At 63.4% G+C, this 18,276-nt stretch carries 18 protein-coding genes; 12 read left to right on the plus strand and 6 right to left on the minus strand.

Annotated features, from left to right (window positions below):
- Position 1 precedes the first annotated feature (1 nt).
- The 7 genes from HPY44_04575 (at position 2) to HPY44_04605 (ending at position 8,218) form a co-directional block, all read left to right on the plus strand.
- Positions 2–1,672, plus strand: a complete 1,671-nt coding sequence (locus HPY44_04575; protein NSW55263.1) for a DUF4832 domain-containing protein — start codon at positions 2–4, stop codon at positions 1,670–1,672.
- Between the two features lie 97 nt (positions 1,673–1,769).
- The gene (locus HPY44_04580) at positions 1,770–2,852 is read left to right on the plus strand and encodes a transposase (GenBank protein ID NSW55264.1); all 1,083 of its coding nucleotides are present in this window, start codon (positions 1,770–1,772) and stop codon (positions 2,850–2,852) included.
- A gap of 92 nt (positions 2,853–2,944) precedes the next feature.
- A complete protein-coding gene (locus HPY44_04585) occupies positions 2,945–3,115 on the plus strand; it encodes a hypothetical protein (GenBank protein ID NSW55265.1) in 171 nt (56 codons plus the stop codon).
- Positions 3,116–3,186: 71 nt separating this feature from the next.
- On the plus strand, positions 3,187–3,414 hold the full coding sequence (locus tag HPY44_04590) for a hypothetical protein (protein ID NSW55266.1): 228 nt from the start codon (positions 3,187–3,189) through the stop codon (positions 3,412–3,414).
- A 140-nt stretch (positions 3,415–3,554) separates the two neighbouring features.
- Positions 3,555–4,193, plus strand: a complete 639-nt coding sequence (locus HPY44_04595; protein NSW55267.1) for a DUF1559 domain-containing protein — start codon at positions 3,555–3,557, stop codon at positions 4,191–4,193.
- A 166-nt stretch (positions 4,194–4,359) separates the two neighbouring features.
- Positions 4,360–6,723, plus strand: a complete 2,364-nt coding sequence (locus HPY44_04600) for a DUF4838 domain-containing protein (protein ID NSW55268.1) — start codon at positions 4,360–4,362, stop codon at positions 6,721–6,723.
- 130 nt (positions 6,724–6,853) lie between these two features.
- Positions 6,854–8,218, plus strand: coding sequence for a sulfatase-like hydrolase/transferase (locus HPY44_04605; GenBank protein NSW55269.1), 1,365 nt, complete (start codon positions 6,854–6,856; stop codon positions 8,216–8,218).
- 77 nt (positions 8,219–8,295) lie between these two features.
- Here HPY44_04605 and HPY44_04610 read toward each other — a convergent pair whose 3' ends face one another.
- Positions 8,296–9,945 (minus strand): hypothetical protein, encoded by a 1,650-nt coding sequence (locus tag HPY44_04610; protein ID NSW55270.1) that lies wholly within the window; start codon positions 9,943–9,945, stop codon positions 8,296–8,298.
- A gap of 224 nt (positions 9,946–10,169) precedes the next feature.
- Between HPY44_04610 and trxB the strand changes: the two genes are divergently transcribed.
- The 4 genes from trxB to HPY44_04630 all read left to right on the plus strand — a co-directional run bounded on the left by trxB (position 10,170) and on the right by HPY44_04630 (position 13,681).
- Positions 10,170–11,087 carry a thioredoxin-disulfide reductase gene (trxB, locus tag HPY44_04615; GenBank protein ID NSW55271.1) on the plus strand — a complete coding sequence of 306 codons (918 nt, stop codon included), beginning with the start codon at positions 10,170–10,172 and terminating at the stop codon, positions 11,085–11,087.
- Between the two features lie 37 nt (positions 11,088–11,124).
- Positions 11,125–11,742 (plus strand): hypothetical protein, encoded by a 618-nt coding sequence (locus HPY44_04620; GenBank protein ID NSW55272.1) that lies wholly within the window; start codon positions 11,125–11,127, stop codon positions 11,740–11,742.
- Between the two features lie 160 nt (positions 11,743–11,902).
- Complete coding sequence (locus HPY44_04625; protein ID NSW55273.1) at positions 11,903–12,703, plus strand: hypothetical protein; 801 nt, start codon at positions 11,903–11,905, stop codon at positions 12,701–12,703.
- Between the two features lie 30 nt (positions 12,704–12,733).
- Complete coding sequence (locus HPY44_04630; protein NSW55274.1) at positions 12,734–13,681, plus strand: hypothetical protein; 948 nt, start codon at positions 12,734–12,736, stop codon at positions 13,679–13,681.
- Between the two features lie 6 nt (positions 13,682–13,687).
- On the opposite strand, the gene HPY44_04635 is transcribed toward HPY44_04630, so the two are convergent.
- The 5 genes from HPY44_04635 to HPY44_04655 all read right to left on the minus strand — a co-directional run bounded on the left by HPY44_04635 (position 13,688) and on the right by HPY44_04655 (position 17,239).
- Positions 13,688–14,470 carry a hypothetical protein gene (locus tag HPY44_04635; GenBank protein NSW55275.1) on the minus strand — a complete coding sequence of 261 codons (783 nt, stop codon included), beginning with the start codon at positions 14,468–14,470 and terminating at the stop codon, positions 13,688–13,690.
- 27 nt (positions 14,471–14,497) lie between these two features.
- A complete protein-coding gene (locus tag HPY44_04640) occupies positions 14,498–15,496 on the minus strand; it encodes a Gfo/Idh/MocA family oxidoreductase (GenBank protein ID NSW55276.1) in 999 nt (332 codons plus the stop codon).
- A 32-nt stretch (positions 15,497–15,528) separates the two neighbouring features.
- The gene (locus HPY44_04645) at positions 15,529–16,086 is read right to left on the minus strand and encodes a PqqD family protein (protein ID NSW55277.1); all 558 of its coding nucleotides are present in this window, start codon (positions 16,084–16,086) and stop codon (positions 15,529–15,531) included.
- Positions 16,087–16,166: 80 nt separating this feature from the next.
- Positions 16,167–16,550: a hypothetical protein gene (locus HPY44_04650; GenBank protein ID NSW55278.1), complete on the minus strand. Its 384-nt coding sequence runs from the start codon at positions 16,548–16,550 to the stop codon at positions 16,167–16,169.
- A gap of 26 nt (positions 16,551–16,576) precedes the next feature.
- A complete protein-coding gene (locus tag HPY44_04655; GenBank protein ID NSW55279.1) occupies positions 16,577–17,239 on the minus strand; it encodes an SPOR domain-containing protein in 663 nt (220 codons plus the stop codon).
- Positions 17,240–17,496: 257 nt separating this feature from the next.
- Here HPY44_04655 and HPY44_04660 point away from each other — a divergent pair, with 257 nt between their 5' ends.
- Positions 17,497–18,177 carry a PEP-CTERM sorting domain-containing protein gene (locus tag HPY44_04660; protein NSW55280.1) on the plus strand — a complete coding sequence of 227 codons (681 nt, stop codon included), beginning with the start codon at positions 17,497–17,499 and terminating at the stop codon, positions 18,175–18,177.
- Positions 18,178–18,276 lie beyond the last annotated feature (99 nt).

Raw genomic sequence — 18,276 nt, forward strand, 5'->3', positions numbered from 1 at the left:
TATGAACTCGCTATTGATGGTCACCGTGTCCATGGCGCTCGCTGCCGTGGCAGCCCTTGCCCAACCCGCTGACGATGAAGGCGCGGCAGGGATGGTTGAGAGCTTGCCGGAACTCAGCGACGAAGTGCTGCTCAACCCGGGAATGGGTCTGTATATGCAGTATCCACCGCTGGATGTGCCGGATGACCACTGGCTGGTGAAAATGTCGGGGATTGCTTACTACCGCCTGGACTGGGCGGAAGTGAATCCGGAGCAGGACGTCTACACCTTCGATGAGTACTTCGGCCCCCGGTTTGACCGTTGGGTGAAACAGTCGGGCAAGCGCGTGGCCTTCCGCGTGATGTGTCAGAACATGCACTCGCGCCGGGAGTACGTGACCCCCAAGTGGGTGTTCGACAGTGGCGTCCCTGGTGTGCAGCATCGCGGCCTGTTCGCACCGGTGCAGATCAACCCGGTCTTCTGGGATGAGCGCTATCTGGATGTGCACTGCGCTTTCATCAGAAAACTTGGGGAGTACCTGGACGGACGCCAGGGACTGGAGTTCGTGGATATCGGGAGCATCGGAGAGTGGGGTGAAATGCACCTGGGCGGTCCGGGGCGCTGGAACCACCAGCAGCTTGAGGAAACCGGTTACACCCACGACAAGTGGGTCGCGGCGCATCGAAGGATCATCGACGCCTTCGCCGACGCGTTCCGCAAGACTCCGGTGTTTCTGAATGTGGGTGGACACAATGACCTGACCAATAATGACTACGCAGCCCTGCGCGGGATGCATTTCCGGCAGGACGGCCTCAGTCCGACGGGGGCCAGCTACAACGTTGGGGAGTGGCTCTACAAGCCGTACTCCCGGCGCGGTGTGAAGTGCAATTTCGAATTCCACAGTGGCTACCGAGAGATGCAGCAGAAGGGTTGGGACCTCACGGAGACCATCGACAGGGCCCTGGAGGCGCCGATCAGTTACCTCAACACCAACCTGGGGACTTTCGGGGGCCAGTTGCCCGAGGAAGTTGAGCAGCAGCTCACTCGCGCCGCAAGGAAGATCGGCTATCGTTTCGCGCTCGTTTCGGTGCGTCACCTGCCCCAGATGGGCGTGAGTGCTGATGTGCCCACCCGGGTGCCCCTGCTGACCACATGGCGCAATGACGGCGTGGCACCGTGCTACGAGAGCTATGCGGTGGAATGGACGGTGGAAAACAAAGACGGCCAGATCCTTGTCTCGCAGGTGACGTTCCCGGCCATTCCTACAACCCAGTGGTGGCCGGGTGAGGAGCAGAAAGTGGACACCATCCTGCGCCTTCCCGCCGGCTGCGAACCTGGGACATACACCCTCAAGGTCGCCATGCTCATGCCGGAGACCGGCCAGATCATCGCCCTGGGAAACGCCGGGAAGGACGCGCGCGGACGCTACCGTGTGGCCGATATCCCCGCTGTGCCGCGTACCGGGCCGGTGGGCGAGGTGTTCCGCGAGGGTTTCGAGGGCGAATTGGGAGGCTGGGGGCTTGCGAAGGGAATCGCCGCGAGTCTCATTACCGACGGGGCGCACTCCGGCAATGCCGCGCTGCTCATTGAAGGCGCGAGTGAGGGTGGATGGAATTACGCGCAGCGCCGAATACCCGTGGCTCCTTTGCCTGCAGCGAAATACCGCCTGACCGGAGTCCGTACCGAAGTCTAATGCCGGGGCGTGAATCTTGCTGAGAACGCAGGGAGCTACCCTTTGTTCGGAGAACGGTAGGTTGTCACCCAAAACCAATCTCCGAGGGGGTAGCTCCGTGAGCACAGTATCGATAGCGCCGTTGGATGTCAACACGTACGAGCGGGATGAAGTGTTTCGTGGCTTGATCGGAATCGTTGAAGGTGTGGCGTGTGAGGCGCTGGAGTCTCTGATCAATGGCGTGCTGGACGATGAGGTCACCCACGGGCTCCAAAGAGAGCCCGGCGCACCACGCGAAGACAGTGGCGAAGCCACGGTGCCGTGGGCGTGTCATCGCTGCGGGCAGGCGTACGCCGGCGAGATGAAGCGCAATGGGCATTACCCGCGGAATCTTCAGACGACTCGTGGCGCTCTGGTGGGTCTGCGGGTGCCGATGGTGCGGTGTTTGCGTTGCGGCGCTGCGGCGAATATCGAGTTCGCCGCCTTGCGCAAACACAAGCAATTGTGGCTCGACGTGGACGCAGAAGTGTTGTTCGCCTATGGAGCGGAAGAGGGCCTGCGCCACATCGCACAGCGTGTGGGGAAGCAGTTGGGCTGGCCTGTGAGCGCGAGCACGATTCAGGATCGGGTCCACAGTTTCTCCGATGCCCTCGCGCAGTGGCGGAATAGTTCCATCGCCGACCCGCCCGACGTGTTGATGCTGGATGGCATCTGGTTCACGGCACTGGCGCCCACCGGTGAGTACACCACGGACCGCCAGGGCCGTCAGCGTCCTGTGATGCGGCGTGTCAAGCGCGTGGCCATCATCGCGCTGGGCTTGTGGTCCGACACAGGTCGCAAGCAGATTATCGACTTCGAGATCGTCGACAGTGAAGAAGAGAGCAACTGCCTTCCCCTGCTCAACCGGCTTCACCTACGAGGCGTTACGGATGCCCATCTGCAGCTGATTGTCAGCGACGGTGCCGGCGGCCTGTGCGCAGCCATCGAGACGGTCTACCCCACCACGGCTCGCCAGCGCTGCGTGTTTCACAAGCTCAAGAACGTGGGCGAAAACTTGCGCCACAAGGGCAGCCGCAAAGCGATCCTGGAGGCCGCCTGCTGGATCTACGAATCGGCGGATGCGCGTCAGGCACACGAGCGGTTGGAGCGCTCGTCGAAGACTGGCAGGCTGTGGAGCCGGAAGCCGTCGCCAGCCTGCTGACGGATTTCGACGCGTCCATCGCATATCTCAGACCGCTCAAGGTGAAGCATCCCCGGCGGTATCGCACGACCAACGCGATGGAAGGTGGGGTGATGAGACCCTTGCGCCGCACCCTGGACCGCGCCACGGCGTATCACAGTGACACAGGCGCCAACGTGGGGATGTTCCTGGTGATCGCAAGGCTCAACGCCAAGCAACGCGGCAAGCCATGGGTACACGAAACCGACGATCTTATAACTATGCTACACAATGCCGGACCTTAGATTTTCGTACAGGCCCCCTGACCGCGTGGATGCGCCTGGACAGGCTTGGGCCGGGGGCGAAGGCGCCCTACGTGAAGATCGGTGTGAACGATACCGAGGGGCGCTGGCTAACCAACTTCAACAGCCAGACCTTCGACCCCGCGATGATGGGCGAGTGGCAGAGGCTGCAGTGCGTGGCCGAGATGCCCGCGAATGTTGGCTCCCTGGATTTTGCGGTGGAACGCGGCACGCCCACGGGTGTTATTGATGTCAGGATGCTTCTCGATGACATTGTGCTGGAAGTCCTGGAAGCACCTTGATACGGCGGGATGCATTTTCGTTCAATCTCTCGCAAAGTGAAAAGAGTTGCGGCACGCTGTCGGGGCAGGTATGTTGAGGGCGTTGTGCACAAAACGGCATCGCCGCCCCACGGGCTACACCAATAAGGAGGTCGTTCACAGTGCCGAAGAGACGTGGATTCACGCTCATCGAGTTGCTCGTAGTTATCGCGATCATTGCAATTCTGGCAGCCATCCTGTTCCCCGTGTTCGCGCGGGCGCGGGAGAAGGCCAGACAGTCGAGCTGCATGTCCAATGCAAAGCAGCTTGCTCTCGGTTTCCTCATGTATGCCCAGGACTATGACGAGGAGTTCCCGAGGCAGTACATCGTTGTCAACGGTGTGGCGGTTCGTTGGCCGGCCTACATTATGCCTTACATCAAGAACTACCAGATTTTCACCTGTCCGTCGGACAAGTCCTACTCCCTCGACACCGCGAACCCCGGCGGCGACGAGACCATCGGATACGGCTACAGCGTCTACTTTGAGGGCGGGCGGTCCATGAGCTGGATCCGAAAACCCGCCGAGACCGTGCTCCTTGGTGACGGATACACCTTCCGCATCAAGCCCGCCGGACATTCGTACGAAAACTATGCAGCGAGCCGCTACGTCATGTACAGGCACAATGACATGGCGAACATCGGCTTCTGCGACGGTCACGTGAAATCCATGACGAAGGATGCCCTGGACATAACCGCGACAAGCGAGGATGGCACCGCACTCACGGGTGATAATACCTTCGTCCTGTGGAACATCTACTGAGCTTGGCGCGACGCGTCAGTCGGAATGCCGACACCAAGCCGGCGCCCCGATCGATGGGGCGCCGGCTTTCTTCGTGTCTCCCGGCCCTGCACGTGAAGGCAGGTGCGCCCGGGCAGGTCCGCGAAATGGTTGGTATGACGTGGGTGCTCACCCGGAGGTGCACGCTATGCGCGCTCTGCTTGCCGTGGCCGTGATCATTGGTCTCTCCCCTTGCTTTGCCCTGACCCTCGCCAAAGACGGGATCCCATCCGCTGACATCATCCTGGCCGCGAATGCGAAGCCGGCGGAGGTTACTGCTGCATCCGAGCTTGCTCATTACCTGGGCCTTATGTGCGGCGGCGAGTTCGACGTCAAGACTGAGCCTCAGACTTCTGCGCTCCCGGTTGCCATATACGTCGGCCCAACGGCGAAAGCAGCTGAACTGGGCATTGATGCCGCGGCGCTGCCGGAGGAGCAGTGGGTGATCCGCGTGTCCGGCAATGCGCTGGTGCTGGTTGGTGGGGGCCACCGGGGTACGATCTACGCGGCTTATCGGCTGCTGGAGGAAGAATTGGGTGTCCACTGGTGGAACCCGTGGGAAGAGACGGTGCCTCACCTCGCGGTCATTGAGCTTCCTGATGACCTGAACCTGACCGGACGCCCGGCCTTCCCGTACCGCGACATCTACATGCTCTACGGCAACGACAAAGGCGCATGCGCGGCCCGCAACAGGCTCAACCGGGACGGCGACGCGCGAATCGCCCCGGAATACGGCGGCTGCATGGACTACGGACCGCCGTACCACGTCCACACATTCTACCTGTACTTCCCGCCGGAGCAGTACTTCGCAACCCATCCCGAGTGGTACTCGCTGATCAACGGGAAACGCGAGCATGATCACAAACAGCTCTGCCTGACGAACCCCGAGCTGCGCCGCGCCTTCCTGGAGAAGCTGCACGCCTTCATCCGCACCACTCGCGAGGAGGCGGCTGCGAAAGGTGCTCCGCCGCCCGTGGTGTTCAGCATCTCCCAAAATGACTGGGGAGGGCAGTGCCAATGCGACGACTGCAAGGCGATTGCAGAGTCCGAAGAATCGGAGGCGGGGCCGCTGCTGGACTTCGTCAACTCCATGGCGGACGCCATTCGCGAGGAGTACCCGGACGTGTTCATCGACACACTCGCGTACATGTACTCCCAGAAGCCGCCGAAACACATCCGCGCCCGGGACAATGTGATCGTCCGTCTGTGCGACACCAGCAGTAATGCCACCAAGCCCATCACCAGCGAGGAGAACACCAAGTTCCGGGAGTTCCTCCAGAGCTGGGCAGTGGTCGCCAAGAACCTGCGGATCTGGGACTACGCGGTGACCTACGCGCCACCACAGGGCCTGCCCTATCCCAGCGCCCATACTTTCCAACCCGATTACCAGTTCTACCTCGCCAACAACGTTGAAGGCGTGTTCACCGAGCACGAATACCCCATCACCAGCGACCTGCACGACCTCAAGGCGTGGCTGATGATGAAGCTGCTGGAGGATCCTTACCGGGACTACGACGAACTGCTGGCGACCTTCACTGACGGCTTCTACGGCCCGGCGGGACCAGTGATCCGCGAGTACCTCGATGCCCTTGAGGAAGCGTGCGACGCGAGGGACAGCTATATCGCCATGAGCCCCGGCCCCAGCGCCTTCAGTTTCATAGACCTCAACTTCGCCACCAGTGCCCAGGCGATGTTCGACCGTGCAGAAGATCTCGTGCGGGGCGATGAAGTGCTGCTACGCCGGGTGCGCCACGCAAGACTTCCGCTGGACCGAGCCTGCGTCGTTCTGTTCCGGAACATCGCGTCGGAATGGGTTCGCAGGGGCAATGCGCCCGAGACAGTGCCGCTTGATCGCGACGCCATTGCTCAGCGCGCCAGGGACACCCGCTACGCCCAGGCCGAGTTGCGCATGACCGGCAGCAAAGTTGCAGCCGAGAAGGCCGAGGCTGACGACGAGATGGCAAGATATGCATCGATCCCGGCTTTCGTACCGCTCCCGGAGAAGTTCCGCGACCTGCCTGCGGGCAGCGTGTTCGACTTCACCGCCGACATGACCCGCAACTGGCGGGATATCGTGAAAGTTGTGAAAGACCCCGAGGCGGAGAGCGGCATCACCAACCGGCTGGAGTTCCCGGCCCCGGTGGACCCGGTGGGGCATCCGCTGGACAAGTACAAGATGCCCATGCCCTGGGGGCTGTACCAACCATCAACGGCGACCTTTGCCTACGGGGAGTCAATCAAGCCCGGGGACGTTCCAGGGCCCGGATACCACTGGTACAGGATGAGCAAGCCGCAGAAAATCGGGCCCACTTACTACCTGTACTTCTTCTGGAGTTGGATTATTCAGTTGGACATCGATAGTGTGATCGACCCAGAGAAACCGGACCAGGAGTACGACATCTGGGCGCGGATCAAGTTCGAGGGTCCGGCATTCCCGCATGGGAAAGAGGGCGACAAGAACGCCATCAGCGTGGAGCGCGTTGTGCTGGTGAAGCACGGGGCAGGGGAGTAACGACGTTGTTCGGAGCCGGCCGGGACGGTCGGCCTACGCGGCGCATTGCCCACACGCCCAGGCTACCCGTGCAGGCCGACCGTCTCGGTCGACATCGCCTCGCACACGACACGGGAAGGACCCGCGGACTATGCCCGAAAACAGCAGACCCAATTTCATCATCATCTATACCGACGACCAGGGCTACGGCGACCTGTCCTGCATGGGTGCGCCCGACCTGAGCACGCCGCACATTGATTCCCTGGCGGCTTCCGGCGCCCGCTTCACTAACTGGTACTCCAATTCACCCGTCTGCTCGCCTTCCAGGGCATCACTCCTCACCGGCAAATACCCCGGCCACGCCGGGGTGCGGTCGATCCTTGCCGGGCACCGGCAGGCGACGGGCCTGCCGCGAGAGACGCCTTCGCTGGCATCAGCCCTCAAACGCCAAGGGTACCGCACCGCCATGTCGGGCAAGTGGCACCTTGGCGTTGCCGAGGATTCCATGCCTCACAACCACGGCTTTGACGACTGGTTCGGGTTCCTGGCTGGGTGCATCGATTTCTACTCCCATATCTTCTATTGGGGCATGGGCGGCGGAACCGACCCGGTGCATGACCTGTGGGACAATGGACGCGAGGTGTGGCGCAACGGCGAATACATGACCGACCTAATCACCGAGCGCGCTGTGAGCCAGATCAGCAGCTTCGCCGCGCACGATGAGCCCTTCTTTCTGTTCGTTGCCTACAATGCGCCGCACTACCCCATGCATGCGCCAGTGGAATACATGGAACGCTTTGCGCACCTCCCCTGGGACCGGCAGGTGATGGCGGCCATGCTGGCGGCGGTGGATGATGGGGTGGGGGAGATCCTCAAAGCTCTGGACCGACACGGCCTGCGGAACAACACCTGCATTTTCTTCAGCAGCGACAATGGCCCGTCTCGCGAGACGCGCAACTGGCTCGATGGCACGAAAGACCCGTACTACGGCGGCTCTGCGGGCATACTCAAGGGGCACAAGTTCAGTCTCTATGACGGCGGAGTACGGATGCCGGCGATCCTCAACTGGCTGGACCAGGTGCCCGGGGGGCAGGTCATACACGAGCCCGGAGCGATGATGGACATCTTCCCGACCTTTGTCAACGCCGCGGGCGGCAGCGCAGGAGACTATGATTGCGACGGCCTGGACATCCTGGGCATGGCGGCGCGGGGAGAGCCCAGCCCCCATGGCCCGATTTTCTGGGAGATGAACAAGCAGACCGCGGTTCGTCGCGGCCCGTGGAAGCTGGTGCTGGAAGGCCAACTGGTGGAAGGCGCACCGCCCGAAGACGCCATTCATCTTTCGAACCTGGACGAGGACATGGGTGAGCGGGTGAACCTGAAGGACGAAGCGCCCGAAATCTGCGCGGAACTGAAGGAAGCAGCGGAAGACTGGCGCGAGGGACTGGAGAAGTACTGGCAGGCCCGTTGGGAAGGGAGCAACTCGGGGCTTACAGGGCATTCGACGAGCCGGTAACCTGCAGATATGCGCCGGGGCGCGGGATTGGTTTTCCGCGCCTTTGTCCAGTCACCCACGCCGGGCAGTCGGCCAGGCTATTGCCCCGACACCAGCAGTTGCGTGAACCTGTCCGCGTCCTTCACATCCACCCGCCCGTCTCCATTCAGGTCGCCCACCGGGTCAACTGGGCCACCCGAGGCTGCATCTTTCCAGCACTGGACGAAGGCGCCGTAGTCCCGGGCGTCGATGAGTTGGTCTCCAGTGAGGTCCGCGCTGAGCTTACGCGTCCAGGCGGTCACGAGATCTTTCTGGCTCGCGTTGGTGACGGACTGCGCTACGATGACCGTTCCGAGTGTCTCGTTTGCCGGCACAGCTGCGTCGGGGGTCACTTCGACCCGGATGTCGATGAATGTCCCCGGCGGCATGTTGGGGCTATCCCAGCCACCGCCCGTGACGTCCGCAGTGATATCCTGACCCGCGGGCCCAAGATACCTGACCGACCAATGCACTGTGCCCGCGGAACCGGCGAGTTTGCATGTGTCGGCTGCGTTGCCATTGTTGTACAGGCGCAGGGTGTAGACGGCCTTTTCCCCGGGCATGACCGGGCCGTGTCCGGCCTGATTCTGGTCGTAGATGTAGCCGCCGACGTAGTCGCCACCCCAGGGAGCCTGGATAAGCAGATCGGGCCGGTAGTAGGGCGGCGGCGGGGCCAGGTCCAAGACGGTGACGCCGAAGTGGTCCTCACCGGCGAACTGGCCGCCCCAGGAGATGACGTGGCTGTCGCTCTTGTCGCAGTCCCAGGTGGTGCGGACGAAGCAATCTTCCTTGCCGCTCCGGGTGTCGTACCCGTAGCCCACCAGCACGTGCGGTCCCACCAGGAGAAGCACAGGTCTGCCCGCATCGATCTGGGCCACGTAGTCGTCGAAGGTGAACCCCCGGTAATTGTACTTGCCCGGCGGCGTGGGCAGGATGAGTTGGTTGAACACGTCATCCACCTGGTACCCCCGGCTTTGTGCGAACAGCTTCAGCCCGTGGCCGCCGTCGCGTACGTCGGGTTCATTTGCTGTGTAGTCCCGGGACGGATAGCCCTGACCGGACCAGAAGACATGGGTGTCTCCGTCGTAGTTGAGCTTGTCGGCGCGGCTGGTCCAGAGCCAGTCGCCGGTGCAGTCTTCCGGTTCATGCGGATCCCAGGGCGTGACCGAGTCGAAACACGGGTCATAGGGAGAGCCCATGTCATACCAGAAATCGTCCACGTGACCGTAAGTGGTCCGGTTCGCAACACCCATGTGCGAAGCCGCCAAGGGGCTTTCGCCCCAAGTACTGCTCAGAAGATTGTCCGGCCAGGCTTCCTCATTGTAAAGCGGGCATACACCGTTTCCGATGGGGTCGGTGTACATGTTCGGATAACCGTGCCGATCATAGTAACCGAACACCATGGCCGCCGCGGTGTTGTAGCAGCCGAAGCACCAGGTATAGGAGGGCATGTCGCTGAGTTTCTTCACTGTGCCGGCCTGGGCATCAACCTGGCCCGGGATAACCGGCGCCGGGCGGCGAGTGAAAGCTGCAACGCCTTCGGGCGGAAGCACATCAGGCGGTCTTCCATTCATGTGGCTGGGCTGGATGTCGCCGATGAGGGATGCTGGGGGCAAGACGGGTGCGTCCGGCCGGCCCACCGAGATGCTGGTGCTCAGTACGAAACACAGAGCGAGACAGAACGTGGAACACACCGGGCGGTCTGACATGCCAATCTGCCCCCACTTGCCCGCGTCTCGGGCGTTTCGTGCTGCCACGGGATATATCAAGTTACACTTTCGCCGTTAGCGGCCTGCCGCCTTCTCGTGCCGCGATAAAGGTTGTCGCTGTATAATGCCTGTGCTACACTTCTTGTGCCAAGTACGGTCCCGGGCGTTTGCTACGAGACCAGGAAGTCGTAATCTCTGGAGGGCCTCCGAGCGTGGCTGTCACCATGGACAGGGAACTGATTGTCGTTGGCGGAGGTGTGGCCGGTTGCACTGCCGCTATGTACGCGAAACGCTATAATGTTGACGTCATCGTCCTGGAGAAAGCAGCGCCAGGCGGGCAGACTGCCTTGGCATCGGAGATCGAGAACTACCCCGGCTTTCCGGAGGGTATTTCCGGCATTGAGCTGGCCGAGCGGGTGCGCCTGCAAGCCGAGAACACCGGCGTCGAGTTCGTGCAGGGCAACGCTGACAGCCTTGTGCGCGACGACAGCCACTGGGTGCTGAAGACCTCGGTGGGCGATATCCGCACGGTGGCTATCATTGCCGCCACGGGAGCTTCCCCCCGTCGCTTGAAGGTTCCCGGCGAGATGGCCCTGTTCGGGAAGGGCGTGTCGTATTGCGCCACCTGTGACGGCATGTTCTACCGGGGCAAGACGGTGGCGGTGATCGGCGGGGGGAATACCGCAGTTGACGAGGCGGTCTACCTCTCCGACATCTGCGAGAAGGTGTACCTGGTGCACAGGCGCGATCGTCTACGGGCTGAGGACGCGCTGCAGCAAAGGGCCTTCAAGCTCCCAAACATCGAGTTCATCTGGGACTCCGTTGTGACCGAGGTCCTGGGGTCTGAGTTCGTCACCGGGCTGCGCGTCACGAATGTCAAGACCGAGGAAGTCCGGAACCTCGACGTCGATGGCGTGTTCGTAGCTATTGGACATGATCCGCAGACGGGATGGCTCGAAGGTGTGGTTGAGCTGAACCAGGGCTATGTCGTCGCAGACTTGACTATGGCGACCTCGGCGCCCGGCATCTTCGTAGCCGGGGATACCCGCGACACCCCGCTGCGGCAGATCACCACGGCGGTCGGTGATGCCGCTATCGCCGCGTTTTCGGCCTATCAGTACGTGCTGAACTTCCGGGAGTGATCGCGGCCTGCGGGTTGCGTGTGGAGGTGGCTAACGGATGAAGCTCGCGTCGTGTCTGCTGCAGTGCCTACTGGCCGCCGGACTGGCCTGGAGCGCGCCTGCATTGGGCCCTCCCGTGGACCTGCTGGAAGGCCTGGAACGCGGGCAGATCTGGGCCCAGTTCTGGGGCGGCGGAGACACCGGGGTAAATGGCGTGATCGGCAGAGGAGAAACCGGCCCGCGCGGGGTGGACATCTCACCCGGGACCCAGTTCTGGGCGCAGACAACGGGCCGACAGGGGCAGACATCTCTGGGCCGGACCCAGGTTGACCTGTCCTCGCAGCGCTACGCCCGGGTGTGGATCCCCACCGCCTGCACCAATTTCAACCTGCTCGCCCCCACCGAAGAGCACGTGATGAACGCCTTCCCGTGCCCCAATGAAGACATGGCCCGGCTGTGTGCGCTCCCCGAGCTGTGGGGCTTTCCGCGTCCCTCGATCCAGCTTGCGGTTTGGGCCATCGCCAACGACCCGGCGCCCTCGAGCCTGCGGGGGTATCTGCGGGATCAGGTCCTTGCATCCAACAATGCCCTCACGGCCGGTGGCATCGTGGACGGCGCGGCCAAGCTCATCACGAACGCGGGGCTGGATCCGCTCCGTTTCGCCATGTTCCGCTGACTGGCGGAACACCAGTGAGTTCAGCGCGCGTTTCTCTAGGCAGTGCAAACCGCAGTGAGGTGCTTCTCGGGTAACCCGCATGAGTCCTGAGCAACCGCGCGACCCCAATTCGAGTTCCGTGCCGGACTTCGAGGCCCCCCGTCCCCGAAGGCGAAGGCCTTTGCACAAGGTCCCAGCGCGGCCCGACTTCGGCGACCCGTCCGGGGCCGCTCTCGCTGCCCCGGATCGGCGAACCCCGGCGATCCCGGATGTTCCCGATTTCCAGGAGCCCGCTGCGGAGCCTGCAGCCACCCCGGCTTCAGCGGCCGCTCCCGGTCCTGCCGCTCCCGAAAAGCCGCGCAGCCCCTGGCCTGCTCGGATCACAGGTGGCGTAACCATCCTGGCGATCCTGGCGATCCTGCTGGCCATCTTCATGCCTAAGGAGCGTCCGGAGACCGACCCGCAGGCGGGCAATCCCACGCCGCAACCCGCGCCGGTGGTGACGCCAACGCCCAATCCCACGCCACAGCAGGTAGCCCCGCAGATGCAGGTTGCCGCGCCGAAGCCCGTTGAGAGCGCTCCGGCTCCATCACCGTCGCCTAGCCCGCAACCGGCCGAGCAGTCCACGACACAGGACAACCAGCCGTCGGACCGCTACGGCACGTGCCCGACCTGCGGCGGCTCTGGGGTCACGCCCTGCCCGTATCCGGCGAACTGGCATACGAAAGATGGGCGCCTGATGCACCCGGAGGGCGTGGCGCTGCCCGAGAATGACGAGTTCGCGCGGGAACTGCGGGAGGATCTGACCGGCGAGGTCTGTCCCTTCTGCGGAGGGTCGCTGAAGACCCGCTGTCTGCGGTGCGGCGGAACGGGCAAGGTCAAACTCGACGAGAACGGACAGCCCGCCGACAACTGGGAGCAGCAGTTCCCCAGTCTCAGCGCCCTGCGGGCACTTCAGGGAGGCGCGCAGCACTCCCACTGATCCGTCTGGCAAGAGCCCCGGAGGGCCCGTATGTCCGCCGACCCAGACCGCAGCAACCGGGGCCCGGACTTCACTGACCCCGAGCCACATGCGAGCGGGCGATCGGTGCCCGATTTCGAAGCTCCCCCGGTGCTCACGGACCGGCGTTCGGCGGCCTCGGTCCCCCAGTTTGAGGACCCTCGTCCAGAGCCTGAACCTTCTCCTGCCGAACACCCGGCGGCCGAACTTCCCGATGATGAGCGCCGAGAGAGGTCGGCGGCCGGCAAAGCAATCGGCTGGCTAGTGGCTCTCGCCGTGCTGGCGATTCTGCTGGGGATCTACATGCCGCGGGAGCGCCCCACGTTCTCGGAGCAACGGCCCAACCAGGTACCCGCCGCGCCACCCATCGCAAATCCCGTCACTCCGCCGAACCGGGCCACCGTATCCACTGCGACACCGGTGGCGCCCGTGCAACCGTCACAGGTTCCGCAACCGCCGCCCCCAGTCACTACCAACCCCAATGCGCTGATGTCTTCCGAGGAAGCCAGGCAAGCTATCCTCGCCGCCGGGGATACGGAACGCGCCGGCAGAGACCAGGCGCTGGGGCTGATGATCGCCTTCCTTCGCCAGCCGCAGTTCCAGAATCCCGAGGACTTCGCGGTGCTCAAGGCGCACCTGAGCACCGTGGGACTAAGCCTGATTCCGGGCGGGGCAACGGCGGGGCACCAGGAGATCATCGCGGCCATCAACCGCGGCGCAACAGGGGAAGAGGCGGCGCGTGAGATCGAGGCGATCGGGCACCAGCCGGCGCTCCCTGCGCCGGTGGAGGAGGGGCTTCTGGCTGTGCTGGCATCGGCCACGACTCTGCCCGAGATCATGAACGGAGTGGACCGGGTTCAGGCGGACACCGGCACCCAGTTGAGCCCGGAGACCATCGAGGTCATCCGCCGCCATGCCGAGCAGGCGGCGCAAAACAAAGGGAATGCGCCCGGGCGCTGATCGCGGTCAGGAATTGGCCGCGATGAACTCTCGGACCCAGTTGGCCTGCTCCTGCTGGCCGTCGATGAGCACCGCCCCGAGGATGCTGAACCCCTGCAGGCTACCGGCCTCCAGATGTCGCAGAAGGGTCTCCCACTGGCATTTCAGCAGGTCCATGGGCACTGGCGCCACCGTCGGGTAATCCCGCAGGTAGCAGCCGAGGATGATGGGCTTGTCGCCGAAAAGGTCCCGGCAGCGCGGGATGTATTCGTTCAGCTTCGGCAGGTTCTCCGCATTCCAAACCCACAGGTTGATGATGTCCATGAAGGGGTGGAAACCCTCCCACTCCTCGGGCATGAGTTCGTGGGTATACACAACTGCCCACAACTTCAGGGCCGGATTGGCGCTCTTGAGGGCCTCGTAGACAAGGGAGTACTGGTCCGCTGTGCAGTTCTCGCGCTTGATCAGCCCGCGCATGTCGTCGTGGAAGCCGCCGGTGACATTTGGGTATCGAAGGGACATGCGGCTGACGTGTTCGGCTTCCCGGCGCACAGACTCCGGGGCGGAATCGATCCAGTGCTCCGCGCCCCCCGCCGGGCTGTCTTTGAACTTCCACTTGCTGATGTCGCAGGTGACCTCGTCCAGAAAGGAGAGTTTGGTGAGTGACAGGTCATCTGTGGGATGAAAGAGGAAGTTGGCGCGGGTGAGGCCGAAGTACTCGCAGCCCTCGCCGACGCCGAAGATTGAGGGGTCTACGCCCGGGTCCAGCCCCTGGCCCTCCCAGACCCAGCCGACATCGCACATGCGCATCGCGAGCCCTCCCTCCGGGGATTGTGTTCAGAGCCGTACTGCTTGGCCCTGTGCTTCAGAACGGGCGCAGGCAAAGACGATCCTGTGGACCCTTTCGGCTGCGCGTAGAGCCTCGTCATCCGGGGCTTCCGCGCGGACGGCCTCGACGAACGCGGCGATGGACTCGCGCATGCCGGAGAAGCCCGCTACGGGCTGGGCGCAGGGCACCTGGGCCTCGTGCCACTGGTTCACGCCCGACTTCCAGCGACAGGCACCGCTCCACAGGTCGATGATGGCCTCGCCTCGAGTGCCGACAACCGCCAGTTCGGTGCGCTGGCCTTCAGCGGCGACCAAGTTGAACTCGAACTGCCCCACTGCTCCCGTTGGGTAGCTGAAGCTCGCCCAGCCGTGGTCCATGAGGGTGCGATTCGCCGCGTAGCCCCCGGTGACGCACACGCGTTCAGGAGCAACCGCGAAGACACGGTCCAGCACATCCACGTACCAACAGCCCAGCCAGGGGAAGAAACCCTGGGGTTCGGCCTCATCCAGCCAGTCGCCGCCGCCCAGGCCCCAGTCGCACCAGAGACTGACTTTCGCGAGAAATGGCTCGCCCAGTTCGTTGGGCAGTAGGCGGGTCATCAGGAAATCCAGCACCGGCAGGCAGCGCAGTTCCAGGTCGGCGCGCACCACCTTGGGGTGACAGGCCACCGTCTCCAGCGCGTGCATGGCTTCGGCTTCTTCCACGGCAATGGGCGGTTCGTAGAGGACGTGCTTGCATGCGTCCAACGCCGCCGCGAGGGCCTCCGCATGCAGCGGCCCGGGCAGTGCAATGGCGACGGCATCCACAGGCGAGTGGTCCAGCAGGTCCCGATAGTCTGTGAAGAGCTCCACACCGGGCCCGAGCAAGTCCGCCGCCGCCTGCCGCGATGCATCGCTGGGCGCCGCGACGGAAATGACCTCCACGTGGTCCAGCGCCTCAAGGGACGGTACGTAAGCCGAGCGGGACCACATGCCGAAACCGATAAGCCCCAACCGGACGGTATCCATCCGGCTTCACCTCACTGATCGCCGGGCGCCGGTCAGTCCTGCGGTGGAGTGTTGGTCGCATCCTGCTGTTCCTCGGCCGCGGACTCCTCGGCCCTGCGCAGGTCTGCTTCCGTGTTCCCGACGTGCTCCAGCCCAAGCAGCTTCTTGTGCTCCTCACCCAGTTCAGCGGCCAGTTCGTCAGGCACAAGGAAACCGATCATCCCGCGTTTCGCAAGCATTTTCAGGAACTCAGTCAGAGACAGTTCGGCTTCTTTGCGCCCGAGACGGTACTCCTTGCTCAGCTTCGCCGACAGTTCGGCGATGCTGCTCGTTCCGTCACAGTTCTTCCAGACGAAAGTGCCAACCTCGTCCAATGCCAGCGGGCGCGTCTCGGGTACGAAAAACATCCATGCAAGAAACTTGCCCGTGATATCGGTGCGGCGCGGAAGGATAACGACGGCCTCGCCGTCGTCGTTTTCGCGCCACTTGAGGCTCGGATTGCGCACAGGGCGGGCGGAGAGGGCCTGCTCGCGCGTGAGTGGCGGGGCCTTCTGCTTCTTTTGGCCCGGCAACAGCCCCCGAGCGCTCTCGATAATGGTCATCAGATCCAAAGATGGCTCACTCCCGAATGACTGGCGGAAAGCAGTTGCCGTTCTCGCAGATGGAATGGCCGCCGACCAAGAAGGTGGCCCTACGAAGGACGGTCCGCACCGGTCGGGTCCGTTGGTGTGACCCCTCGGACTGCCCGGGAGACCACGAACGTCCATCCAGCGACCCAGGCTACCGCAGCGACGATCACCACCATCTCGCGCGGCCCCAGCGCTCGCACCGCGATGGGGCTGTCGCCGCGGGAATCGTAGTCCATGACCCCACCGCCCAGCAGGTACCGGGCATAGGCCAGGCCGGCCGTGCAGACGATGACGCCAACCCAGAGTTGGATAATGGCTGCGCGCAGCCGCCGCCGCTCCACTCCGTGACTGCTTCCGTTGATCCAGGTCAGCCCGGAGATGAGGCTGAGGGCGAGGACAATCGCGGCTCCGATGCCGATCCACTCGGGCAGGCTATGTGCTGTCAAAGTCGTATGCACCGCGGGTGTGAGGGTCAGTCCCCGGCCACGAGGCCGGCGTTGATACCCGCCGCGGCGACCTCCTCTTTCAACTGCTCCGCTTCCCCGCGCGATTTGACTACGGCGACATTCACTCGATGCAGGGTCTTTCCGTTGCGCTGTATCTTCTCAATGTATGGCTTGTAGCCCATTGCCGTCAGTTGGGAGAGAGTGCGACTTGCGTTCTCGGCGCTGGAAAACGCCCCGGCCGTGACCGTGTAGCCGCCCGACCGTCCTTCAGGTTTGCCGGCGGGCTTCGGTCTATCGGGCGGAGGCTTGTCGTCGGCCTCTGCTTCACCCTCATCATCAACCAGCGTGTTGAGCGATGCGCCATCCTGGGGCTCGGCGAGATCTTCCTCGCGCTGGATGCGTAGCTTTTCGGCGTAACTCGGGTCGCGTTCTTCGATACGCACCTCGGCCTTGTCCGGCGCGCGGGCTTCCTGCTCGATCCGCGCGGCGTTCTCCGGGTCCATGTCCGCCTGGGCCACGATTCGCGGGGCGCCGGGCGACATATCAAGAGTCCCAAGCCGTTTCCCCAACCAGTCGCGGCCAACCCGGAAGCCAAGGAAGGCCACGATGGCTGCAATAAAGATGACCACGGACCAGAAAGTCACCGATTCCGCCAGGGCGCTGGGCTCGCGGCGACGTCTGCGGGGCATGCACGACACCTCCAGCCGGCGGGGGCGCATTGGGGGCTGCGAAGCAGTGCGCCGGCGCGTGGATTCTAACACGGGAGCGGAACAGGCGGCAAGCGCCGTGTCCGTGAGAGAGAAAAGAGGACGATAGGTCTTGCAAATCCCCGGTAATTTACAGATAAATCCCCAGTTTTGCCGCACGGTTGCGTTGACCTCGGTAGCTAATCTGATTACTATATTGCGTGGATACTTTGTTTGCAGCACGCCAAGGAGGGGCAGCGATGATCCGGGTCACCATTCTCGCCATCGCTCTCGCGGTTACGTCCGTAACAGCCCAGGCCGCCCTCATCTCCTGGGCCGCCTCGCCTGATGTCCCGGACGCCGACGATGCCTTTCAGTACAGCCAGCCGCTGGTGGCTCTCTTGAACGGCCAGGACATCTACCCCGGCCTGTGGTGGGACGATGTGGCCGGCAAGCGGTACTTCCGGCTGGACATTCAGGGGACGCCGTCCGGTGGAAGCGACTATGCAGAGATCTATGGGATCTACATCGACGCGATTCCGGGCGGCTCAGACGGCCCGACCGATGCACTGGACTACATCCCGGACGAGCTTACGGGGATTGACTATATCCTTGACATGCATTACAGCCCGACCCTGGGCTGGTTTGAGCATTTCCATACCTGGACCGGCGTGACATGGACCGTCGCGACCCCCGACCTCACCCAGCGTTCCAATAGCGACAAGCAGCTTGAGTGGGGACAGGACCTCGCCGACTTTGCGGTGGCCGGCGGCTGGACCTTCTGGGGTGCAACTCACTCCGCTGGTGGCGCGGGCAATCCGGACGTGACCCACGACCTGACTGAGGCGGGAGCCGTTCCCGAGCCCGGCACGGTCGCCTTGTTTGGCCTGGGACTGGCCGCGGTTGCCTGCATCCGCCGCCGCAGAGTCACCGGAAGCTGACGTTTCATACTCGCATCCCATTCCGGGCCTCGCGATTTCCGCGGGGCCCGTTTCGGTTCTGTACCGGTTTGCGTGGCCCCGCGGGTTGGCATCGGCGCC

Source organism: Armatimonadota bacterium (genome assembly GCA_013314775.1).
Lineage (GTDB): Bacteria > Armatimonadota > Zipacnadia > Zipacnadales > JABUFB01 > JABUFB01.